Genomic DNA, 20,694 nt, shown 5'->3' on the forward strand with positions numbered 1-20,694 from the left:
GGGGTGGTGCCCCCCGGGGTCTCGGGTGTGGGTGTCTCCGCGCGCCCCCCCCACCCCTAGCGGGGGCCGGTGGGGGGGGCGCCCGCCGGGGGGGGGGGGGGGCGGGGGCCCCCCCCCCCCCCCCGGGCCGGTGGAACGTGGTGCGGTGGGTCAGCGCAGGCCGGCGAAGAGGTCGGTTTCGGGCAGGGCCGCCCCGGTGCCGTCCTGGACGCGCACGAACGTCTCGACGCCCATGAGTTCGGTGAACCGCTGCTGCCCCATCTTCAGGAAGAAGATGTTCTCGCCCTGGCTGGCGTGCGCGGCCAGCGCGTCGAACTTCTGGCCGCCGAACGCCGTGGTGTCCACCCAGGTGGTGATCTCGTCGTCCGGGAGCCCGATCTCCGCCATCGCGGCGGCCTCCTCGGGGCTCGGCTCCTGCCAGTCCGCGTCGAACTCGCGCATGAGTTCACCGAAGCGCTGCATCATCGACCGGGGCGCCGTCGTCCAGTACACCTTCGGTGCCCACTCGATCATGGCCAGAGCGGCCATCGTGATCCGATGGGCCTGGATGTGGTCGGGGTGTCCGTAGAAGCCGTTCTCGTCGTAGGTGACGACGACGTCGGGCCGGTGGCGGCGCATCAGGTCCGCGAGGCGGGCCGCCGCCTCGTCCACCGGCGTCCTCCAGAAAGAGCCGGGCGCGTCGTTGGCCGGCCAGCCCATCATCCCGGAGTCCGCGTAGTCCAGTGTCTCCAACCGGCCGATCTTCAGGACCTCGCAGCTGGCCGCGAGTTCCTCACGCCGCATCGCGGCGACGGCCGCCGGGTCGTGGCCGGGATCGCCGGGCTTCACGCCGCCGGGCCCGTCGCCGCAGGCACCGTCGGTACAGGTCACCAGGACGGTGTGCACCCCTTCGGAGGCGTACCGCGCGAGCACGCCTCCGGTTCCGGTCGCCTCGTCGTCGGGGTGGGCGTGCACCGCCATGAGCGTCAAGGGCCCGTCGTTCATGAAACCGTCCTCCAGTGTGAGTGGGCCGTGGCCCGAGTCCTCGGCAGGCATGTGCGGGCGGACGCCCCCGGGGACCGCAGAGCGGACGTGTCGCGCCGGCTCGACGGGGACGTACTCCGACGCCACCCTACGACGGCGGCGGGTGACGCTCGGCGACGCGACCTGCGGGCGGGACGGTCCGGCCGGAGGCCGCGGTGGCGCGATCAGGCGGAAGGTGGCCCTGGCCTTGCCGGCCGCCGGGACCCGGGATGCTCGCGCCGGTGGGCCCGGTGGGCCCGGTGGGCCCGGTGAGGTGGGTGCCGACGTTCGGCGGAACCGGTGGCGGGCGCGCCCGGATCTCCGCTCGCCGCCCGCGTGGGCAGGGCGCCGTCCCCGGCGGCCTCCTCGCCGGTCCCGCAAGGTCGTACGAGGGCCGCCCGCGAGACCGTGTGCGGCACCCGACCGGCGTCCCCGGCGGGCACAGGGCTCCGGCACCGGGCCGGCGCACCGGGCGAGCACGGGAGGCCGGTGCCCGGCTCGGTCGGCCCGCCTCCTCCGCCGCCGCGTCGCGGTGAGCGTCGACGGCGGGACCGTACGCGGGGTCAGCCGCCGGCCACCGCGGCCGGCACGGCGGTCAGCAGGCCGCGGGAGTGGACGGCGGGGAGGGACAGGGTGCGGTAGCCGACGCTCTCGAAGAGGACGGTGATCTTGTCGCCCTCCTGGTTCATGACGTCGCCCCGGCCCCAGCTGCTGTGCTCGACCCGCGTCCCGGGCGGGAAGGCGTCGTCGGCGGCCTCGGTCTCCCGCGGCGCGGGCGCGGTGCCGGTGCCGGACAGGACGTCGTCGCCGGCAGGCGCCGGTTCCCGTGTGCGGTCGCAGGTGTCGCAGCCCGCGCAGCCGTCCGCCGCCAGGGTCTCACCGAAGTAGCCCAGCATGTGGCGCCGGCGGCATCCGGTGGTCTCGGCGTAGGCGCGCATCATCTCCACCCGGGACCGTTCCAGGTCGACGCGGGCCGAGGCGATGCGCAGGGCTTCCTGGACACAGCTGTCCCGCCGGGCGCCGGGCACCGCCGAGATTCCCTCGCGTCCGCGCGTCGTGAGCGCTCCGGCCTCCTCCAGCAGGTGCAGCATGGACGTGAGTGCGGTCTGGGAGAGTCCGGTGCGTTCGCGCAGGCGGGTGGCGGTGACCGGCCCCGAGCCCTCGCGCACCGCGTCGACGATCCGGGCCAGCACGTCCGGATCGGGGCGCGCGCCGGTGCGGAAACGCTGGACGCCGAGGTCCTCCGGCCGGTAGGCGAGGATGGCCCGGGACGGCTGCCCGTCACGGCCCGCCCGGCCGATCTCCTGGTAGTAGCTGTCGAGGGAGCCGGGAACCGAGGCGTGGAGCACGAAACGGATGTCGGGCTTGTCGATGCCCATGCCGAACGCCGAGGTCGCGACGACGACGTCCAGTTCGCCGGCCTGGAAGCGGTCGTGGGTCCGGGAACGCTCGGCCGACGGCATCCCCGCGTGGTACGCGGCGGAGTCGAAGCCGAGTTCCGTCAGGTCCGCGGCGTACTCCTCGGCCTCCCGGCGCGTCCCGACGTAGACGATGCCCGGCTTGGCCTCGGCCGCCGCCCGCTCCACGACCCACCGCCGCTTGCCCGCGGCGTCCCGGTGGCGGACGACCTCCAGCGTGATGTTGGCGCGGTCGAATCCCGCGATCACCTGGTGCGGCCGGCGCATGCCGAGCCGTTCCACGATGTCGGCTCGAACGGGTGCGGCTGCACTGGCCGTCAGGGCGAGCAGCGGGGGACCGCCGATGCGGTCGCGGACGTGGTTCAGCGACAGGTAGTCGGGCCGGAAGTCGTAGCCCCAGGTGGACACGCAGTGCGCCTCGTCGACGACCATCAGCGCGGGCCCCGCCGCCGCTATCTGCTCCACCACCTCGTCCTTGGCGAGCTGCTCGGGCGACACGAAGAGGAAGTCCAGGGCGCCCTCGCGCACCCGCTGCCAGACCGCCTCGTTGTCCCGCGCGCGCTGGGCGGAGTTCACGGCGGAGGCGTCGGACCCCTCGATGCGGGTGAGGTGGGCGACCTGGTCCCGTTGCAGGGCGATGAGGGGGGAGACCACGACGGTCGGCCCCTCCAGCAGCACCCCCGGCACCTGGTAGACGGCGGACTTGCCGGCGCCCGTCGGCATCACCACGACGGTGTCCTTGCCCTCCATCACGGCCGTCATGGCGTCGAGTTGGGAGGGACGCAGGCGCTCCCAGCCGAACACCTCCAGCGCGCAGACGCGCAGGCGCCTTCTGAGTGACCTGGTCCTGAGGAAGCCGACCTTGACACGCATGGCACTCCTGACGCCGTTCTCGAGTGGGACTCCGCGACCGTGTACCCCCGCCCCGTCGGGGAAACGGCCCTTTCGCGGGGAGTTGCCGACTCGTGTCCTGACGGCATGGTCGCCGCGGCCCCACGGTCGGGGTCGCGGCGTGGAGCGCGGTGGCCGGAAGCGCGCGGTCAGCGGGAGTACGAGGGCCGGTCCGCCCGTCCGTCCGCGGGGCCGGTGCCATACTCGCGGGGTCCTCGCGGCCTCGGCACCGGGCGTGCTCGCGGCCCGGTGAAGTGGTCCTCGGTCCAGCCCGGTTGGAGGCAGACATGGCGGCGCAGTCCTCCGGAGGGAGGATCGACACGAGCAGGCCCCACCCGGCGCGCGTCTACGACTGGCTGCTGGGCGGCAAGGACAACTACCCCGTCGATCAGGCGGTCGCGGAACGGCTTCCACCGGAGGCGCGGCTCAACGCGATGCGCAACCGGGCGTTCATGCAGCGCGCCGCGGCCTGGCTGGCCGGCCAGGGCATCGACCAGTTCCTCGACATAGGAACCGGCATCCCCACCGCGCCGAATCTGCACCAGATCGTTCAGGACATCCTGCCCGCGGCCCGGATCGCCTACGTCGACAACGACCCGATCGTGCTCCGCCACGCGGAGGCCCTCCTCGTCAGCAGCCCGGAGGGAGCCACCGACTACGTCGAGGGGGACGTCCGCCGTCCCGACGCCATCCTCGCCCACGCGCGGGCCTTCCTGGACTTCGACCGCCCGGTCGCCCTGTCGATGATCGCGCTGATGCACTTCATCACCGACGAGGAGGATCCCTACGGGCTCACCCGCACACTCCTCGACGCGCTGCCCGCGGGCAGCCACCTCATGTTCTCGCACGGCACCACCGACGAACATCCGCACCTGGTGCGCTCGGTGACGGCGACCTACCGCAAGGGCGAGATCCCGCTGCGCATGCGCACCCGGTCCGAGGTGGAGCCGTTCTTCGACGGACTGGAACTCGTGGCTCCCGGTCTGGTGACGGCCACCCGCTGGTTCCGGGAGGCACCGGGCCCGCCGGCGGAGCCGAGCGGGTTCTACGTCGGCGTCGCCCGCGTGCCGTAGCGGCGCGGGCCGGACGATGGCACCGTGACCCCCGCGCGGTACGGCCCGGCGCGAACGCCGCACGCGACGGGGGAGGGGGCGCAGGTCTCCGGCAGGCGCCGACGGGACCCGGGTGGCGCCTGCCGCCCAACCGGTCCCGGACGGGAGCCCGCGCGCGGCCGGTCCCGCTCGCGCGCGGGCTCAGTCGACGGACGGCGGCCCGGCGGGGAGGGTGCCGGGTGCTGCGTCGGCTTCCGCGGCGTCGGCGAGCGCTTCGGCTGCGGCCTCGGCCGCCTGCGCCGCGTCGTCGGCGGCCTGAGCGGCCCGGTCCTCCGAGGACGCCTCGCGTGTGGCCGGTGACCGGGGCAGCGCCTCCCCGAACGCCCGGGACACGCCCTGGAGCGCGGCCGTCACCTCGCCGGGGATCACCCAGAAGGTGCTCCCGGGGCCCTGTGCGAGCTGGGGGAGGGTCTGGAGGTACTGGTACGCGAGCAGTTTCGGGTCGGGGTCGTTGCGGTGGACGGCCTGGAACACCTCGTCGATGGCCCGCGACTGCCCCTCGGCCTTGAGGATCTCGGCGGTGCGGTTGCCCTCCGCGCGGAGCACCGCGGCCTGCTTGTCGCCTTCGGCGGTGAGGATCTGGGACTGCCGCTGTCCCTCGGCACCGAGGATCGCGGCCCGCTTGTCCCGTTCGGCCCGCATCTGCTTCTCCATCGCGTCCTTGATGGACTGCGGCGGGTCGATGGCCTTGATCTCGACCCGGTTGACCCTCAGCCCCCATTTGCCCGTGGCCTCGTCCAGCACGCCGCGCAGCTGGTTGTTGATCGTGTCCCGCGAGGTGAGGGCCTTCTCCAGGTCCATGGACCCCACGACGTTGCGCAGGGTGGTGACGGTGAGCTGCTCGACCGCCTGGAGGTAGCTGGCGATCTCGTAGGCCGCCGCGCGCGGGTCGGTGACCTGGAAGTAGAGGACCGTGTCGATCTCCACGACCAGGTTGTCCTCGGTGATCACGGGCTGCGGTCGGAAGGAGACGACCTGTTCGCGCAGGTCGATGACGGGATACACGCGGTCGATGTACGGGATGACGACATTCAGTCCGGGGGTCAGCGTGCGGTGGTAGCGGCCGAGCCGCTCCACGTTGCGCGCACGGGCCTGGGGGACGATGCGCACGGCCCGTACGACGGTGAAGACGGCGAACAGCGCGATGACCAGGCCCGCGACGAGAAGCGCCGAGACTTCCATGGCTCACCCCTGGGGGTAGACGATTGCGGTGGCACCACTGATCTCCATGACGTCGACGGTCGAGCCGGCGGGGATCACCAGGGCCTCGTCGTAGGAGCGGGCCGTCCACTCCTCGCCGCCGATCCGGACCCTGCCGCCCCGTGCGGACACCTCCGCGACGACATAGGCGCTGCGGCCGACGAGCGCGTCCACGCCGAACCGGACCCGGGGCGGAGTGGAGGCCCGCCGCAGCACCGCGGGCCGGACGAACAGCACGCTGACGACGGCGGAGACGGTGAAGACGAGGAACTGCACGGCCGGCGGGGCGCCGATCGCGGCCGACCCGGCGGTGACGAGTGCGGCCAGACTCAGCATGCCCAGGGCGGCGGTGAGGGTGAAGATCTCCGCGACGGCCAGCGCCGCCGCGACGACGAGCCAGATCAGCCACGGGTCCATGGCCCCTCCTGCCACCTGCGTCGACGGGTGGGTGGACGAGCCTGCGGTACCGGCCCTTCCGGAGGCCGGCTCGCATCCGCCCGTCACTATCGAGTATCACGCACGAAAGGGAAGTACAGGATAAAACGAATGAAATGCATACATTCGTTCCGCGGTGACCGGCGGTTTTCTCTCCCTCGACCGGGTGGGGGGCCGGGCAGGGGGCCGCCCGGCACCTCCTGCGCCACGGGAGCCGGGTCTCGTGCGCGTGTCCGGCCGCGCCGTTCCGTCCGGTCGGTGCGCGGGTGCCCCGCCTGCTCCCGGCTGTGCGGGGCGCGGCTCGTCCTTTCCGCGGCGGGGGAGAGGGAAGTGGGGTGCCCCGCGGCGTGGACGGCCTCACGTGCCATGATGTGCCGCGTGAACGGGGTTGAGCAGCATGCGGAACTGGCCTACTGGCGGCGCAGTCTGTGGCGGGGGTCGCGCTGCGAGCCGGTGGTCCTCGTCCCGGAGCCCCGTGAACTCCGGGCGCACGACAGGGCGTTGAACGTCGTCTTCCAGGTCGATCCGCGCGAGGTGGTCGGCCGCCTGACCCGCTTCGGTACGCTGCGCGTCCGTGTCGGCGGGCGGACCTACGACCTCGTTGGGCGTCCCGCGCAGCAGTCCCCCGCGCCCAGCGCGGGGCAGGAGAAGCTGGTGGGCCGCCGGCGGTCCGAGGCACCCCGGTCCGCGGGAACCGTCGACGCGCTGCTCAACGGTGGCGCCGCGGCGCGGATGGGGGCCTGGCGGCAACGGCTGCGGTCCGCGGGCGCCAGGCTGGACTGACGCGCGTCGGCGGCGCCGTGTGCGCCGGTGCGGTGCGCAGGGTGACGCCTTCACTCCACCCCGTCCGAGAGAGCCGCTCGGGACGCGATGGCTCGCGTCGTCGCTCTCCCGGGCCCGGCCGATCCGACTCCGGGTACGCATGCGGACCGTGTCCCTCACTTGACCGAACGGTCAACTCGCCCCTACGGTTGACCGATCAGTCAAGTGGAGGGCCGATGGCCGACGACACCCGCACGCGCCTCGTACGGACGGCTCGCGCGCTGATCCACGGCTCCTCGTACGCCGACGTCGGCATCGGGGACCTGTGCCGCGAGGCCGGGGTGCACCGGGGGAGCCTCTACCACTTCTTTCCGTCCAAGGAGGCCGTCGGGCTCGCCGTGCTCGACGCGAACTGGGAACTCCTCGAAGTCCTTCTCGACGAGTCCTTCGGCGACGAACTCCCGCCGCTGGAGCGGATCGACGCCTTCATCGGAGGATTCGCCGGCATGCTCACCGCAGCCAGGGACCTCACGGGCGCTGTGCCGGGATGCCCCGTCGGCAACCTCGCCCTCGAACTCTCCGGCCGGCCGGGTGCGGCATCGGCCAGGATCGCCGAGATCCTGACCGCCTGGCAGCGGTACTTCCGCGACGCCGTGGCCGAGGCCGCGCTGCGGGGGCATCTGCCCGCCGGTGTGGACCCGGACGTGGCGGCCCTGCGCGCACTGGCCTACCTTCAGGGCATCACCCTCATGGCCAAGGCGTACGACCGGCCGAGTCTCGTGGTCGAGGCCACGGCGGCCGTCCGCACCCTGATCCAGACCCCCGCCGGCTGACGCGACCCGCTCCCCGGATCCCGCCCCGGAGCCCCCCTCCGGCGCCGATGCCCCGCATCCGGCCGTTCCTTTGACCGCCCCGTGCCGTCCCATCCGCCGCCCTTTCATTTGACCGAACGGTCAAGTGGGAGTTGTCACTCCAACCGAGGAGAACGCATGCACACGCCGTCACCCGCTCGCACGGAGGGCCGGGAGTACCGCTTCGAGCGCTTCCGGACCCGTCTGCTGATCGACGACATGACCTTCGGCCGGAACGCACTCGGCCCCGGAAGCAGCCTGCCGGACTTCGACCTGCCCACCCTCGACGGAGGACGGTTCGCCTCCCGCGCGCTCGGCGGGCCGGTGCTCTTGGTCTTCGGCTCGCGCACCTGCCCGGTCACCGAGAGCGCCGTCCCCGTCCTCAAGCGCCTGCACGCGCGGTTCGCGGAGGACGTCCGCTTCGTGCTGGTCAACACCAGGGAGGCCCACCCCGGCCAGACGATCGGGCAGCCGGCCACCGCCGCCGAGAAGCACCGGCACGCACGGATGTTGCGGGACCACCACGCCATCCCCTTCGAGGTCGCCGTGGACGACATCGACGGCTCCCTGCACCGCGCTTTCACCCCCAAACCGAACTCCGCCTACCTCGTGGACGCGACCGGGACCATCACCTTCCGCGCCCACTGGGCCAACGACGAACCGGCCCTGCTCCGAGCCCTGGAGGAAGCCGCGTCCGGCGGAGCCGCCCACGGCCGCAGCCGGGCCATGGCGAGGCCGCTCCTACGCGCCGTCGGGCACCTCCCGGGCGTCGTCGCCGCCGCGGGGAGCAGGACCGGCCGCGATATCTGGCGCGCCGCGCCCCCGCTCGCCGTCCTCGGCTCGCTCTCGCGGCTCTTCACGCGCCTGCCCGCGGACCGGCGCGGCCCCGCTGCCGCGGCGGCGGCTCTGGGCGTCTGCGCGATCGCTGCCGGCGTGGTCGCCCTGCTGGTCTGACGGCGGCGCACGGGACGGCGGTGGCCTTCCGAGTGGCGACCGAGCGGGAGGAGTCCGGCAGTCGCCGGGGTCGTTCCCGAGCACGATGCGCCGGAAGGGGAGGTGGAGAACCCGGCGACGAACCGGGTGCGGGCGGGTGTGCCGATCCTCCTCGGCGCGGGCCCGGGCCCGCGGTCTCCGGCGGTGACCGGTCGGCGGCCTCGGCCCGGTGTCACGGCCGTCCGGGTTCCGGGTGGGTGTGCGGACCGGTGCCCCGGGCCGCACACCCGGAGCCCGTCTACTTCCTGCGCCCGCCGGACTTCTTGCCGCCGTGGCTCGACCGTCCCTGCGCGGACGAGCCGCCGTGGCCCTCGCGTCGGCGCCGCTGCTCCGGAGCCGGTGCCGGAGCCGGCGGTCGCGCCTGGTTCGCTTGCCCGTACTGGGCCATCAGCGCCCGGGTCTCCGGCGGAAGCTGCCAGTTGGAAACGGCCACCTGTCCGACGTCTCCGGCCTCGATCCGGGCCTGCCGCTCGCGCGACTCCGCGCTGAGGAAGGCGATGGGATTGGGTGTGCCGTCGTAGGCCGGCGGCCCGGCCGGGTGGCTGCCGGACACGGGACCGATCCGGCCGCCGGCGATCTCGGCCTGGAGCGCCCTGGACTCGGGATCGAGGAAGGTCAGCGGGTTGGGTGAACCCTCGTACGCCGGCGGCCGGGCGTCGGCGGCCCAGGAGCCGCCGCGGGCCGTTCCCGGGTGGTGGCCCCGATCGATCGACTCCTGGAGCCCTCGCGACTCCGGGTCGAGAAAGGCCAGCGGGTCGGGGGTGTGGCCCTCGTAGGCGGGTAGTTCCTCGTCCCGTGACGAGGAACCGGAGGAGTCGTGCTCTGGCATCGTGGTGCCTCCGCGCGTGTCCGGTGGGGGTCTGGGCGGCCTCCCTTGGTGAAGGACTCCAACGCGGCGGACTCCGGCGGGGTTCAACGCCCCGGCGCCCGGCTGCCTGGCGTCGTGCCCGGGACACGCGAGCCGAGCCGAGCCGGGCCGTGCCCGTCCGCGACCGCCGGGCGTCGGGCCGCATGCGCCGCGGTGCCTCCGGCGCGCACGCTCGCCGCGGTCAGGCGTGCGTGACGAGGTAGGCGGGTCCCTCGCCGCGCCGGGCCTGTTCGACGGCGTGCAGGCGGGCGAACTCCCGCGGTGTCGCCAGGGCCCGCCACGCGGCCAGGTCGTGGACGGCCCACATGTCGTGTTCGCCCGGGTCGAGGCGGACGCAGCGAAGGCGGTCGGCGGTCAGCCTCCCTCCGTCGAAGACGAAGCCCACCTTGGCGAGGCGCGATGCCGGGCCCGACGTCAGGTAATGCGTCAGGAGCAGCCTCGGCGCCTCCCCGCCGAGGTCGAGCCCGGTCTCCTCACGCGTCTCCCGTCGGGCTGTGCGCAGCGGGTCCTCCCCAGCGTCGAGGTCGCCGCCCGGGAACTGCCAGGGCCTCGTTCCGTGGACCGAGCGCAGCAGGACGGGCCGGTCGTGCGCGTCGCGGAGGTACAGCGCGGCGTAGACCGTGTGCCGCGGAAGGGTCTCCAGGTACCGGGACGGTTCCACCGGGAACCGGCGGCCGGGCCGGACGGGGCGGTGGTCGAAGGCGACGGCGAGCACACCGAGTGCCTCCCTGTCGCGCGGAAAGGCCGCGCGCAGGGCGCCGAGCAGATCGTCGCGGGTCGCGTCGGGGTCGATGCGGCCGGCGTCCTCGGTGTCCAGCAGGGCTTCGAAGGAGGTGTACGGGGTGACCCTCCCGACGGCGATGTCGAGTTCCCGGCCGCCCCGTTCGTGGAAGACGATCGTGTCTCCCGCCGCGATGCCCGCGGTCCGGTCCGTGGCGACGCGCACGTCGATCGTCCTGCGCCCCGCCTCCACCTGGTCGTAGGCGCGCGGTGCCAGTCGCAGGCGGTGTTCCCGCGGGCCGTCGGCCGTGTCCGCCATGGGGTCCTCCTGACCGTTGATGGGCGGCAGGCTGCCAGAAGTCCCGCCGGGCCGTGCCGGGTTCGGGCGGGCAGGCCGGCGTCAAGGCCGCCCGTCCGGCCAGGCTTCGCCGGAGTCCGTGCCCGGCGGCCGTCCCGTGGTCGCGGCCCGCGGACCACCGCGCCGTCGCCGGGGGAAGCCCGCCCCGTCCCGACGGCGCGGTGGCACCGCCGGATCCCCCGTCCGGCGGTGCCACCGTGCCTCGGTGCACCCGTGTCAGCAGGTGGGCACTCCGGGCAGCCACGCCGGGCCCTTGATGTAGATGTTGGTCATCCACGAGCCGTCCGTCAGCCGGGACCAGGCGTCGTTGGTGTAGCCGTCGGCCGTCACCGTCTGGGCGTGGGCCTGGCAGGTCACGTTGACGGTGGTGGGCTGCGGGAAGTAGTCGACGACGGCCGCGTTCACGTTGGCCTCCGTGTGGGTGCGCACGCTGGTGCCCCAGGTCTGGAAGGCCGTGCTGCCGCCGCTGGGCGGAGGGGTGGAGGTGCCGCCGCAGTCCGGGACGCCCGGAAGCGACGCCGGGCCCTTGATGTAGATGTTCGTCAGCCACGAGCCGTCGGACAGCCGGGACCAGATGTCGTTGGTGTAGCCGTCCGCGGTGACCTTCTCGGCGTGCTGCTGGCAGATCACCGACACCTGTGTGGGGCCGGGGAAGGTGTCCACGACCGACGCGCCGACTCGCGGCGCGGAGTGCGTGCGCACCCGGGTGCCCCAGGTCTCGAAGGTGGTGCCGCCGTCGGCGGGCGGGGGCGGAACCGTGCCGGAGCCGTCGATGCGGACGGCGCCCGCGTAGTCCCCGCCGGTCCGCACCGGGGCCACCCTGATGTGCGTTCCCGACTCGTAGGCCTCCACCATCTGGCCGCCGCCGATGTAGAGGGCGACGTGGTGGATGTGCCCGCTGCCCCAGAACATCAGGTCGCCGGGCAGGAGGGGTGCCGAGCCCTGCGCCGCGGAGAACCTGGCGGCGGCGTGCGTCGTGTGGAACTGGTCGTCGGACGTGCCGTTGAGCAGGTCGCGGCCCGTCGCCTGGGCGTAGGCGTAGCGGACGAGACCGGAGCAGTCGAAGCCTCTGCGCTCGCCGTCGTGGAGGCTGTCGGGGTCGGAGCCGTCGTAGTACCCGTACGTGGGGCCCGGTGTCGCGCCGTGGCCGCCGCCCCAGCTGTACCAGACGCCGAGCTGGCCGCACGCGGCGCGCACCGCGGCCTCACCGGTGGCCGAGGCACCCGGGGCGAGTACGGCGCAGGCGGCCTGGGCGGAGCGCGGAGTGGCCGTTGCCGCGTGCGCGGTCACGGGCAGCGCCGCGCAGAGGGCGAGGGCTGCGGCGACGGCGGCCGACGAGCGGGCGGCGGCGCGGTGCGTGCTGATGGTGGTCTTCACGGTGCACTTCCTCCGTTGACTGCGTGTCATCCCGGGGACCGGGCTGAGAGGGCACCGATATGACCACCGGCGTGTGACCTACATCACAGGTGTGAAGGGGGAGGTGGACTCATATCGGAGCCGGTCCCCGGCCGTCCCCCGCATGCCCCGCCGGGTACGGCGTCGACCGCCCGTATCCGTCCGCGTGCGGCTCCCCGTCCGACGACCGAGGGACACGAGATGGCCATTTCCGGGCCGCCGACCACCACCCCGCCCCGATCCCGTTCCGCCCTGCGCCGCCGGGCCGCCGGCGCCTCCGCGGCGGCGCTGGCCGGCATGCTGCTGGCCGCCCCCACCGCCGTCGCCGATCCCGCCGCCGCGTCCTTCCCGTCCGCGTCCGGAGCCGCGGCCCGGGCCCCGGACGCGCCCTACCAGGTGTACGTCTGGGCGACCGGCGTCAACCTGCGTCCGTGCCCGCGGGTGACGGAGGTGTGCCGGCCCACCGGCGTGCGGCTGGGGCGGGAGTACGTCGCCGCCTACTGCCAGGCCCTCGGCGACCGCGTCGTGGACGGGCCGTACCGGAACGTCTACTGGGTCGAGGTCGCGGCGCACGGGCGGGTCGGCTGGATCAGCGCCGTGTACGTCCGCGGCGGCGCCGACGACCAGCCCGTTCCCGGCGTCCCGGGCCCCGACAGCTGTGTCTGAACCGTCCGCGTCCCGCCCACCACGTCAGGAGACCACCGTGCCCCGTCCGTCCTCCCTCCGCCGCTCCCTCGCGGCTCCCGCCGCCGTCGCCGCGACGTCCCTCCTGCTCGTCATCGCCCCCACGGCGGGTGCGCAGGCCGCCACTCCGTCCGGCCTTCACCACGTCACCCGAACCACCGACGGGAACCTCCCGGCAGGCTCCGCCGCCCCGGCCGCCTGCGGGCGGCGAACGGCCGCAGTCGCCTGCGCCGGCACGACCGGGGCGACCGGAGGAAGCGGGACCTTCGCGCCGGGTGCCTCGCCGGGCGTCCGGGCGTTCGGTCCCTACAGCGTCACGGCGTACGAGACCGTCAACATCCGCACGTCGCCCACCACCTCCTCCCGGGCCTTCGACAGGATCCGGGCGGGGGAGACCCGTACCGACGCCCTGTGCTGGACCCACGGGGAGACCATCCGGGACCACGGCTACACCAACGACGTCTGGATCGGCTTCACCGAGGGGTGGGCGAGCGCGGTCTACCTGAAGGGCGACGCCTACGCGGGTCTGCCCGCGGACGCCGCTTGCTGACGCGGACTCGAAACGCCACAGGGGGCGGGGCCCGGTGCCCCGCCCCCTACGCGTCGCGCCCGCGTCAGCGGGTGCGGGCTCCGGCCAGTGCCGCCCGCATCTTGGCGAGTCCGCGCATCCGGTTGCGCTGCACCGTGCCCCGGTGCGCGCCGAGCCGTTCCGCCGCGGCGTCGTGGCTGAGCCCCTCCAGGTCCACCAGGATCACCGCGGCGGCCTCCTTCGGCGAGAGCAGGGCGAGCAGTGCCAGCGTCGCGCACCGGGCCTCGCAGCGTTCGACGCCGCCGTCCCAGCCGGGTTCGGGCAGCCGGTCGGTGGCCGTCTCGCGGCGGGACGGCCGCTGCCAGGAGTCCCGCAGCAGGTTCCGCGCGGTCGCCGCGGCGTAGGCGTACGGGTGCTGCTGGGCGGTCAGCGTGCTGCCCCTCGCCCGGCGGGAGAGCCGCAGGTAGGTGTCCTGGAGCAGGTCGTCCGCGTCGTGCGGATTTCCGGTGAGGGCCAGCAGGCGCCGGCGCAGCCGGGGCATGGCCTCGGTGAAGGCGGCGTCGAACTCGGCCGGGTTCATGCCGCCGCGTGGACGGTCGATTCCGGTGTCGCAGGTCTCGGTACGGTTCATCGGACGTTTCCCCCATGAGCCCGCGGTGCCGCCGGTCCGTCGGCGCGGGCAGTTGCTGTGTCCGGTCGGCACGCACTGCGCCGGCCGGTCGTGCGAGTCGAAGCGGACGGTCTCGACGGAACATCACGGAAGAGGACGGCTTCGCGCGGTCGCGGGAGGCGGTCGGGTGTCGCGCCGCCGCGTGTGCCGCCGACCGAAGGCGCCGACCGGCTGCGGGTCGCCCGCCTGCGGGCCTCCCGGCGTCCGGCCGCCCCCTTCACCGCGTTCGGTGCCGGGCCCCGAGCGCAGGCTCAGGCCGGTGCGCCGAACTCCCCGGTGGCGCCCGGCCGTTCGACGGGTCCGTAGCGGGCGGCCCGCCGGCCGGACAGGAGCGCCCAGTAGCGGTCTCCGAAGGACCAGTGCCACCACTCCGTCGGATAGTTCACGAACCCTGCGGACGCCAGCGCCCGGCACATCACCTCACGGTGGGCGCGGGCGGTGGCGTCGATGTTCGACGCCTGCGTACGACAGGCGTTGTCACTCTCCTCGGGAGTCGCGTTCACCGCGGTGCCCAGGGGGAGTTCGACGCCGGCCTCCGTGCACAGCGTCAGGTCGACCGCCCCACCGCTGACGTGCGGGGCCACTTCCGGCGGCGAGACGTAGGCGCTGGCCAGGTCCCTGATCCGGGAAGGGGGCGCCTCGGGGCGGGTGGCCCACAGGCTCGCCGAGTACGCCTCGAAGTAGGAACGCTGGAGGGCGGGCGGCCGGTACCCCTCGATCACCAGGAACCGCGTCCCGGTCGGGAGGGCGCGCTGCGCCCGGAGCAGCCTGCGATGGACACCGGACCGGGTCAGCGCCCAGGCGCCGAGCCGGTCCGCCTTCCGGTCGTCGAGCAGGAGCCCGGAGTCCTCCCGGAGGTCGACGAGCGGTTCGGCGCAGTCGTCCAGCGGGACGGCCGCCACGCGCGGATCGGAGAGCATGATGATGTCGGTCACGCACCGATGGTGCCGGGCGGCTCTGCAAAACCTCTGCAGATGCTCTGCAAGGGTCTGTTCGCGGGCGAGAAGGTGCCCGGCCGGGCTGCCGGGGCGGGTCGGTACGGGCCTGCCGGCGCCGCGCTCGCCCTCCTCCGATGGCGCGCCTTCAGCCCCGCTTCTCCCACGCCTCCCTGCTGCCGAGGGCCCGGAACGCGGTGTGCGCCTGGCGGTGCGCCTCCGTGGCGGCGGCTCGGTCACCGTGCGCGGCGTGCACCTCGGCGAGATCGCGCAGGGTGCGGGCCCGCCAGAGCGGCAGGGCGAGGCGCTCCCAGAGGGCGAGCGACTCGCGCAGCGGTGCCTCGGCGCCGTCCGGGTCCGCGCAGGCGAGATGCCATTCGCCGCGCGTGCGCAGCACCAGCGCCTCGCCGAAGCGGTCCTGCCGCTCCCGGGCCACCTCCAGGCAGCGGACGAGCCGCTCGTCCGATCGGTCCAGCAGGCCCTGCCGCAACTCGACCTTGGCCAGAGCCTGTTCGGTGTACATGAGTCCGAAGGAGTCGTCCAGCGCGGTGAAGAGGCGCAACGCTCGTTCGAGGAGGCCGGTGGCCTCGGACAAGGCGCCGCACGCCCGGTCGCAGAGGGCGATCGACCGCAGCGTGAGGGCCTCGCCCTGGTGGTCGCCGACCCTGCGGAACAGCTCCAGGGACCGGGCCAGCGCCTCCCGGGCCCGGGCGCCCCGCCCCTGCTCGCGGTCGACGTAGCCGATCCCGTACAGGGTACGTGCCGAGCCGGCGTCGTCGCCGAGCGTCTCGTACCGCTCCAGCGCGGCGGTCAGCGCCTCGGAAGCCTCGCCGAACCGGGCCTGTTCACGGCGGATGGTGCCGATGCCGACGAGGGCGGTGGCGCTGCCCCGCAGCGCGTCGCGCGCCGCGTCGCCCCATGCCCCCTCGGTGCCGCCCGGAGCGGGCGTCTGGTCGTCGAAGAGCTGCCGCGCACGCGAGAGGCAGACATACGCCTCCTCGAACCGGTCCTGCTCGTAGCGCAGTTGCCCCAGTCCGACGAGGAGCCACGCCTCACCTTCGCCGTCCCCCTCGCGTCGCACCGCGTCCAGGGCGACGGCGTGCGACTGGGCCCAAACGTCGAACTGGTTGTACAGCGCCGCGGAACTGGCTATCAGGGCCCCGGCCAGATCGCGCGCGGCGCGGGTCATGCCGTGGGCCGCGCAGTGGTGGACGGCCGCGACCAGGCAGTCCTGTTCGGCGGCGAACCAGGCGGCGGGCCGGTGCAGCAGCCGCTCCTGGACCTCCGGGTCCACCGGCGCCTCGGGGTCGGGCTGCGGCATCAGCCAGGAGACCCCGCCGGGGCCCTGGACGGCGGCGCGATCGGCGAGGGTGAGCCAGCAGGCGACCAACCGCCGGACCGCCTCGTCGCGTTCGTCCGGGCTGTCCTCGGTCAGGCAGTGTTCGCGGGCGTGTTCCCGCACCAGGTCGTGGATGCGGTACCGGTTCTCACCGGTGCCGTCGACGCCCAGCGCCTCGATGAGGTGGCAGTCGACGAGCCGTTCGACCGTCTCCTCCGCCTCGTCGGTGTCGACGCCGAGGAGCGGCGCGGCGATCCAGGCGGCGAAGTCCGGCAGGTCCAGCAGGGCGAGGCGGCGCAGGGCCCTACGCTCGGGCGGATCCAGTTCCCGGTAGCCGAGTTCGAGACTGGTGCGCACCTCCAGGTCGCCGACGCGCAGTTCGTTCAGCCGTCGGCGTTCGTCGCGCAGGCGTGCGGCGAGCCGTCCCGCACCCCAGTGAGGCCGTGCGGCCAGCCGGGCGCCCGCGATCCGCAGGGCCAGGGGGAGCTGGCCGCAGAGTGCGACGATCTCGTGGAGATGGTCGGGACCGGTGGACGGGCCGCCGCGGCCGGCGACCGTGCTCAGCAGGTGCCGTGCCTCGTCGGGTCCCGGCACCGCCAGGTCCAGGTGGACCGCGCCCTCCAGTGCCGTCAGCCGCCGCCGACTGGTGATCAGCACGGCGGAACCCGATCCCGGCGGCACCAGCGGGCGCAGCCCGGCCTCACCGGGGGCGTTGTCGAGGATCAGCAGCATGCGGCGGCCCGCGGCGTGCGTCCGGTAGAGGCCGAGCAGGTCGTCGGTCCCGGAGACGGGCTCGGGATCGACGCCGAGCGCGCGGAGCAGCCGGGCGAGGGCGTCGGCGGTGCTGAGCGGAGTGCTGTCGGAGGCGCGCAGGTCGAGGAAGAGGCGGCCGTCGGGGAAGAGGTGCGCCGCGCGGTGGGCGGCGTGCACGGCGAGCGCGGTCTTGCCCATGCCGGGGCGGCCGGAGACGACGGCGACGGGGGGCGCGGTCCGGTCCGGTTCGCTCGCCTGGTCGAGCAGACCGGTGAGCCAGCCGACCTGGTGCGCCCGGCCGACGAAGTCGGCGACGTCCGGCGGGAGATGGGAGGGCGGACGGACCGCCCGGCCGCCGACGCCGGGCGGGGTGGAGCGGTGCCCGGGCGCCGATTCCGGGGCGGGCGGACCGCCGGTTTCCGGGAGAGCGGCGTCGACCGGCGACCGCCCGGAACCGGAGGCCCTCGCCCCGCCGGGCGGGCCGCCGGAGGGGGCTGACACCGGGACGTCCTGCGCCGAGAGCACTCCTGAGGCGAGCCCGGGATCGTTGCGCAGCACGGCGAGGTGCAGCGCGCGCAGTTCGGGCCCGGGGTCGAGACCGAGGTCGGAGCGAAGGATGTCGCGGCCCTCCTGGAAGACCCGCAGCGCGTCCGGCGCCCGGCCGACCCGGAACAGCGCGGTCATCAGCTGCGCGCGCGCCCGTTCGCGCAGCGGATGTGCGGCGACATGGGACAGCAGCGGGGCGACGACCTCGCCGTCGTGCCCCATCCTCAGCCGCAGCGCGTAGAGGTGTTCCAGCGCGACCAGCCGCAGTTCCTTCAGCCGGGCCGCCTCGATCCGCGCGAAGGACTGGGTGACCCCCTCCAGGGCGTCCTGTCCGCGCCACAGCCCGACGGCGTCGGAGAGCAGCGCGAGCGCCTCGGTGTCCCGCCCCTCCTCCTCCGCCCGCCGGCCGGCCCCCAGCAGGCCCTCGAACCGGTACGCGTCGACCTGGTCGGGGGAGAGGTCCGCGAGGTAGCCGGGAGCCCGGGTGCGGATCGCGGTGGCGGCGTCCGCCGCCGCCAGGGCGCGCCGTGCGGCGGCGACGTGCGAGGCGACCAGGGCGCCCGCCGTCGCGGGGACGCGCTCCTCCCAGACGAGGTCCACCAGCCGCGCGGTGGACAGCACCTCGCCCCGGTGGACGACGAGCGCGGACAGCAGCGCGACGGGGCGGGACCCGCCCAGAGGCAGGCGTCGGGTCCCGTCGTCCCACACCTCGACCGGCCCCAGCAGGCGCACTTCGATCATCGTTCCCCGGCAAGCATCGATCCGCGCGTCAGGCCCGACAACGATATCCGCAGGCCCGGTCCGGACGGCCCCGCCGGCCGGTCCGCTGTCCGGTTTCGAGCGGTCGGCCGCGACGGAACCCGGGCGGGACGGTGCCGGGAACGCTCTCGCCGTCGCCCGGCCCCGGAACGCTTTGGCCGGTTCCAGGTCGTGCAGGGCCGGCCGGCACACCGTCGGCGAAAGCCCCGACACCCTGCCGCCGCCCGCAGCGGGCTCTCGCGGTGCCGTCGCCGCCGGCATCGGGCGCCACCCCCGGCCGTCGACGCCTGCCGCTCATACGGGCCCCGCACGGGCCCCGTCACCCCGGTGACGAGGAGTCACCCAGTCAGAGGAGACGACGATGACGACAAGCCTGCGCACCGCGGCGCGATCATTGCGGCGAGCCGTTCTCGCCGCGGCCGTCGCGACGGCCGCGGCCCTGCCCCTGCTGCTCCCCACCCCGGCCCGGGCGAGCACCACCGACGTCCAGCTGTACGTCTGGGCCACCGGCGTGAACGTACGGGACTGCCCCGGGGTCTCCGCCGCCTGCCCGCCCATCCAGGGCGCCCAGATCGGCAAGCGGTGGGTGACGGCCTTCTGCCAGCGGCAGAGCACCGAGGTGGTGGACGGCCCGTACCGCAACAACTGGTGGGTGCAGGTGAACGCGGGCGGGCCGATCGGCTGGATCAGCGCGGTGTACGTCCGCGGCGGCGACAACGACCAGCCGGTGCCCGGCCTGTCCACCGGAGCGTTCTGCCGCTGACCCGACGCGGCGGCACCACGGACTCATACGAGCCGCCCGTGGACGCCGTCCCCCGGACGACGCGTCACCCACCCGACCCCGATACCGAGAGGGGCACCTCCTGTGTCCTCGAAGTCCGCGACCCGCCTGTTCTCCCTGCGGGCGCTGTGCGCCGCCCTGCTCGGCCTGACCGCCGTGCTGGGCCTTCTGTCGGCTCCCGCGCAGGCCGCCACCGCGGCGTCGCCCGTGCGCACGGCTCCCGCACAGGCCGCCTCCGCGACGTCGCCCGTGCACATCTGGGCCAGCCAAGTGCGGGTGCGCCAGTGCGCGAGCATCACCTGCCCACTGGCCACCCAGGAACGGCTCACCAACGTCACCGTGCAGGCGTTCTGCCAGCGCTGGGGCGACCGCGTCAGCGACGGCGCCTACTACAACCACTACTGGGTCGAGATCATCACACCGCAGCACTGGCTCGGCTGGGTGAGCGCCGTGTACGTCAGCGGCGGTTCCAACGACGGCCCGGTGCCCGGCGTGCGCGTCGAGTCCGACTCCGGCCCCGTGTACTGCGAGTACCCCTAGTGCACCGGGCCCGGTCAGGTCACCGCATCACAGGAAAGGGAACACCATGAACCTGCGGCATTCGACGTCCGGGCCGCTGCTGCGCCGGGCGGCCGTCATCCTCGCCTCCGCCGCCTGCCTCGCGACGGGCGTGACCGGCGTCGCCGAGGCCCGGTCGCCCGACGGGGGCCGGACGACACCGGCGAGCCCGGCCTCGACTCAGGCGGTCGAGCACTACGGCAACATGGCGACCGGCGGCTGCCTCGACGACAGCTTCCCCTACGGCTTCCGGGGATTCGGCTGCAACAGCAGCGATTTCCAGAACTGGAGCATCCGGGTGTGGCAGGAGGACGGCACCCGCCAGTTCCGCAACGTCTCCACCGGTCGCTGCATCTACGGCGGGGTCGGCGCCGGGGCCCACCCGGACACCCGGTCCTGCGACTCCTCGCAGCAGCAGAGCTGGTGGGTCTACAAGCGGGGCGACCAGGTGAGCTTCGAGAACCAGGCCACCGGACTCTGCCTCGACGACAGCGAGTACGGCCTGCGCATGCTGGCGTGCACCTACAACCGCAACCAGACCTGGCGCTGACCGGCGACGGGCGGACCGGCGTCGGGGGAGAGTCCCTCCAGCGCCGGTCAGTGCCGGTGGGCACCGGCCGCCCGGCCCGTGCCCATCGGCCCACAGCGCTCGTGCTGCCGTCCGGCTGCACAGGCTGGGCGCCCCTCGCGTCAGAACAAGGTCTCCTGCCGGGCCCGCTGCCCGGCAGTGCGGCGCCCGCCGCCCGCCGGCCGGGTTCGAGGCCGTTCCTCGCCGAACAGGGGTGGCGTCCCACAGGCGTCGGGCACGGCGGGGACCGCCGCCGCGTCGACGGCCGTCTGCGGTGCGGCGTCGTGGCCGAAGCTCTCCGGGGTCATGCGCAACCAGTCGCGCCCGTTCGGTTCGTCCACTGGCCGGTTCCCCGCCTTCCGCGTCGGCTGCTCCCGTCCCGGCACCTCTTCCCGCATATCGGCGCCCGTCACCGTGATCTTCGCACCGGCGGACTCCGGTCGGGCGAACGGTGAGGCGCGGCCGGCCCCGGCGGATGCCGTGGGCGACCCCTGTCCGGTGGGATGCCGACCCGGCCGGGAAGGCCGCCGTCCGGTGCCAGGCGCGTCGAGAGTGACGACGGTAAGC

General features: G+C 74.3%; 20 protein-coding genes. 9 read left to right on the top strand and 11 right to left on the bottom strand.

Annotation, left to right across the window (positions count from 1 at the left end; genetic code table 11):
- Window positions 1-150 precede the first annotated feature (150 nt).
- On the bottom strand, window positions 151-984 hold the full coding sequence (locus ACGFS9_RS19375; protein ID WP_393254672.1) for a PIG-L family deacetylase: 834 nt from the start codon (window positions 982-984) through the stop codon (window positions 151-153).
- Between the two features lie 581 nt (window positions 985-1,565).
- Window positions 1,566-3,293, bottom strand: coding sequence for a RecQ family ATP-dependent DNA helicase (locus tag ACGFS9_RS19380; protein ID WP_393254674.1), 1,728 nt, complete (start codon window positions 3,291-3,293; stop codon window positions 1,566-1,568).
- Window positions 3,294-3,598: 305 nt separating this feature from the next.
- Between ACGFS9_RS19380 and ACGFS9_RS19385 the strand changes: the two genes are divergently transcribed.
- Entirely contained in the window at window positions 3,599-4,384 is a 786-nt protein-coding gene (locus ACGFS9_RS19385) for an SAM-dependent methyltransferase (protein ID WP_393254676.1), read from the top strand.
- A 180-nt stretch (window positions 4,385-4,564) separates the two neighbouring features.
- Here ACGFS9_RS19385 and ACGFS9_RS19390 read toward each other — a convergent pair whose 3' ends face one another.
- Both ACGFS9_RS19390 and ACGFS9_RS19395 read right to left on the bottom strand, forming a co-directional pair.
- A complete protein-coding gene (locus tag ACGFS9_RS19390; RefSeq protein WP_393254677.1) occupies window positions 4,565-5,605 on the bottom strand; it encodes an SPFH domain-containing protein in 1,041 nt (346 codons plus the stop codon).
- Window positions 5,606-5,608: 3 nt separating this feature from the next.
- Complete coding sequence (locus ACGFS9_RS19395; protein ID WP_393254679.1) at window positions 5,609-6,040, bottom strand: NfeD family protein; 432 nt, start codon at window positions 6,038-6,040, stop codon at window positions 5,609-5,611.
- A 396-nt stretch (window positions 6,041-6,436) separates the two neighbouring features.
- Here ACGFS9_RS19395 and ACGFS9_RS19400 point away from each other — a divergent pair, with 396 nt between their 5' ends.
- The 3 genes from ACGFS9_RS19400 (at window position 6,437) to ACGFS9_RS19410 (ending at window position 8,625) form a co-directional block, all read left to right on the top strand.
- Window positions 6,437-6,841 (top strand): hypothetical protein, encoded by a 405-nt coding sequence (locus tag ACGFS9_RS19400; RefSeq protein WP_393254680.1) that lies wholly within the window; start codon window positions 6,437-6,439, stop codon window positions 6,839-6,841.
- 215 nt (window positions 6,842-7,056) lie between these two features.
- A complete protein-coding gene (locus ACGFS9_RS19405) occupies window positions 7,057-7,653 on the top strand; it encodes a TetR/AcrR family transcriptional regulator (protein ID WP_393254681.1) in 597 nt (198 codons plus the stop codon).
- Window positions 7,654-7,809: 156 nt separating this feature from the next.
- On the top strand, window positions 7,810-8,625 hold the full coding sequence (locus tag ACGFS9_RS19410; RefSeq protein WP_393254682.1) for a TlpA family protein disulfide reductase: 816 nt from the start codon (window positions 7,810-7,812) through the stop codon (window positions 8,623-8,625).
- Between the two features lie 277 nt (window positions 8,626-8,902).
- On the opposite strand, the gene ACGFS9_RS19415 is transcribed toward ACGFS9_RS19410, so the two are convergent.
- The 3 genes from ACGFS9_RS19415 to ACGFS9_RS19425 all read right to left on the bottom strand — a co-directional run bounded on the left by ACGFS9_RS19415 (window position 8,903) and on the right by ACGFS9_RS19425 (window position 12,017).
- A complete protein-coding gene (locus ACGFS9_RS19415; protein WP_393254684.1) occupies window positions 8,903-9,493 on the bottom strand; it encodes a hypothetical protein in 591 nt (196 codons plus the stop codon).
- Window positions 9,494-9,713: 220 nt separating this feature from the next.
- Entirely contained in the window at window positions 9,714-10,571 is an 858-nt protein-coding gene (locus ACGFS9_RS19420; RefSeq protein WP_393254685.1) for an NUDIX domain-containing protein, read from the bottom strand.
- Between the two features lie 255 nt (window positions 10,572-10,826).
- Entirely contained in the window at window positions 10,827-12,017 is a 1,191-nt protein-coding gene (locus ACGFS9_RS19425) for an NlpC/P60 family protein (RefSeq protein ID WP_393254687.1), read from the bottom strand.
- 189 nt (window positions 12,018-12,206) lie between these two features.
- Here ACGFS9_RS19425 and ACGFS9_RS19430 point away from each other — a divergent pair, with 189 nt between their 5' ends.
- Both ACGFS9_RS19430 and ACGFS9_RS19435 read left to right on the top strand, forming a co-directional pair.
- Window positions 12,207-12,671, top strand: a complete 465-nt coding sequence (locus ACGFS9_RS19430; protein WP_393254688.1) for a hypothetical protein — start codon at window positions 12,207-12,209, stop codon at window positions 12,669-12,671.
- 37 nt (window positions 12,672-12,708) lie between these two features.
- Window positions 12,709-13,239: a hypothetical protein gene (locus ACGFS9_RS19435; RefSeq protein ID WP_393254690.1), complete on the top strand. Its 531-nt coding sequence runs from the start codon at window positions 12,709-12,711 to the stop codon at window positions 13,237-13,239.
- 64 nt (window positions 13,240-13,303) lie between these two features.
- On the opposite strand, the gene ACGFS9_RS19440 is transcribed toward ACGFS9_RS19435, so the two are convergent.
- From ACGFS9_RS19440 to ACGFS9_RS19450, 3 genes are all read right to left on the bottom strand, one after another.
- A complete protein-coding gene (locus ACGFS9_RS19440) occupies window positions 13,304-13,849 on the bottom strand; it encodes an RNA polymerase sigma factor (RefSeq protein WP_393254692.1) in 546 nt (181 codons plus the stop codon).
- Window positions 13,850-14,139: 290 nt separating this feature from the next.
- Window positions 14,140-14,823, bottom strand: a complete 684-nt coding sequence (locus ACGFS9_RS19445) for a M15 family metallopeptidase (RefSeq protein WP_393254694.1) — start codon at window positions 14,821-14,823, stop codon at window positions 14,140-14,142.
- A 148-nt stretch (window positions 14,824-14,971) separates the two neighbouring features.
- Window positions 14,972-18,202: a BTAD domain-containing putative transcriptional regulator gene (locus ACGFS9_RS19450; protein WP_393254696.1), complete on the bottom strand. Its 3,231-nt coding sequence runs from the start codon at window positions 18,200-18,202 to the stop codon at window positions 14,972-14,974.
- A gap of 379 nt (window positions 18,203-18,581) precedes the next feature.
- On the opposite strand from ACGFS9_RS19450, the gene ACGFS9_RS19455 reads away from it, so the two are divergent.
- The 3 genes from ACGFS9_RS19455 (at window position 18,582) to ACGFS9_RS19465 (ending at window position 20,109) form a co-directional block, all read left to right on the top strand.
- Complete coding sequence (locus ACGFS9_RS19455) at window positions 18,582-18,983, top strand: hypothetical protein (RefSeq protein ID WP_393254698.1); 402 nt, start codon at window positions 18,582-18,584, stop codon at window positions 18,981-18,983.
- A gap of 102 nt (window positions 18,984-19,085) precedes the next feature.
- Window positions 19,086-19,541 carry a hypothetical protein gene (locus tag ACGFS9_RS19460; RefSeq protein ID WP_393254700.1) on the top strand — a complete coding sequence of 152 codons (456 nt, stop codon included), beginning with the start codon at window positions 19,086-19,088 and terminating at the stop codon, window positions 19,539-19,541.
- 46 nt (window positions 19,542-19,587) lie between these two features.
- Complete coding sequence (locus ACGFS9_RS19465) at window positions 19,588-20,109, top strand: ricin-type beta-trefoil lectin domain protein (RefSeq protein ID WP_393254701.1); 522 nt, start codon at window positions 19,588-19,590, stop codon at window positions 20,107-20,109.
- A gap of 140 nt (window positions 20,110-20,249) precedes the next feature.
- Here the strand turns inward: ACGFS9_RS19465 and ACGFS9_RS19470 are convergent, their stop codons facing one another.
- Entirely contained in the window at window positions 20,250-20,468 is a 219-nt protein-coding gene (locus ACGFS9_RS19470) for a hypothetical protein (RefSeq protein WP_393254702.1), read from the bottom strand.
- Window positions 20,469-20,694 lie beyond the last annotated feature (226 nt).

This window comes from Streptomyces sp. NPDC048566 (assembly GCF_043199735.1).
Taxonomy (GTDB): domain Bacteria; phylum Actinomycetota; class Actinomycetes; order Streptomycetales; family Streptomycetaceae; genus Streptomyces.

What these genes read in the sequence shown, in the direction of transcription:
- ACGFS9_RS19375 (WP_393254672.1), bottom strand. Translation starts at nt 984, where the DNA reads ATGAACGACGGGCCCTTGACGCTCATGGCGGTGCACGCCCACCCCGAC.
- ACGFS9_RS19380 (WP_393254674.1), bottom strand. Translation starts at nt 3,293, where the DNA reads ATGCGTGTCAAGGTCGGCTTCCTCAGGACCAGGTCACTCAGAAGGCGC.
- ACGFS9_RS19385 (WP_393254676.1), top strand. Translation starts at nt 3,599, where the DNA reads ATGGCGGCGCAGTCCTCCGGAGGGAGGATCGACACGAGCAGGCCCCAC.
- ACGFS9_RS19390 (WP_393254677.1), bottom strand. Translation starts at nt 5,605, where the DNA reads ATGGAAGTCTCGGCGCTTCTCGTCGCGGGCCTGGTCATCGCGCTGTTC.
- ACGFS9_RS19395 (WP_393254679.1), bottom strand. Translation starts at nt 6,040, where the DNA reads ATGGACCCGTGGCTGATCTGGCTCGTCGTCGCGGCGGCGCTGGCCGTC.
- ACGFS9_RS19405 (WP_393254681.1), top strand. Translation starts at nt 7,057, where the DNA reads ATGGCCGACGACACCCGCACGCGCCTCGTACGGACGGCTCGCGCGCTG.
- ACGFS9_RS19410 (WP_393254682.1), top strand. Translation starts at nt 7,810, where the DNA reads ATGCACACGCCGTCACCCGCTCGCACGGAGGGCCGGGAGTACCGCTTC.
- ACGFS9_RS19415 (WP_393254684.1), bottom strand. Translation starts at nt 9,493, where the DNA reads ATGCCAGAGCACGACTCCTCCGGTTCCTCGTCACGGGACGAGGAACTA.
- ACGFS9_RS19420 (WP_393254685.1), bottom strand. Translation starts at nt 10,571, where the DNA reads ATGGCGGACACGGCCGACGGCCCGCGGGAACACCGCCTGCGACTGGCA.
- ACGFS9_RS19425 (WP_393254687.1), bottom strand. Translation starts at nt 12,017, where the DNA reads ATGACACGCAGTCAACGGAGGAAGTGCACCGTGAAGACCACCATCAGC.
- ACGFS9_RS19430 (WP_393254688.1), top strand. Translation starts at nt 12,207, where the DNA reads ATGGCCATTTCCGGGCCGCCGACCACCACCCCGCCCCGATCCCGTTCC.
- ACGFS9_RS19440 (WP_393254692.1), bottom strand. Translation starts at nt 13,849, where the DNA reads ATGAACCGTACCGAGACCTGCGACACCGGAATCGACCGTCCACGCGGC.
- ACGFS9_RS19450 (WP_393254696.1), bottom strand. Translation starts at nt 18,202, where the DNA reads ATGATCGAAGTGCGCCTGCTGGGGCCGGTCGAGGTGTGGGACGACGGG.
- ACGFS9_RS19455 (WP_393254698.1), top strand. Translation starts at nt 18,582, where the DNA reads ATGACGACAAGCCTGCGCACCGCGGCGCGATCATTGCGGCGAGCCGTT.
- ACGFS9_RS19465 (WP_393254701.1), top strand. Translation starts at nt 19,588, where the DNA reads ATGAACCTGCGGCATTCGACGTCCGGGCCGCTGCTGCGCCGGGCGGCC.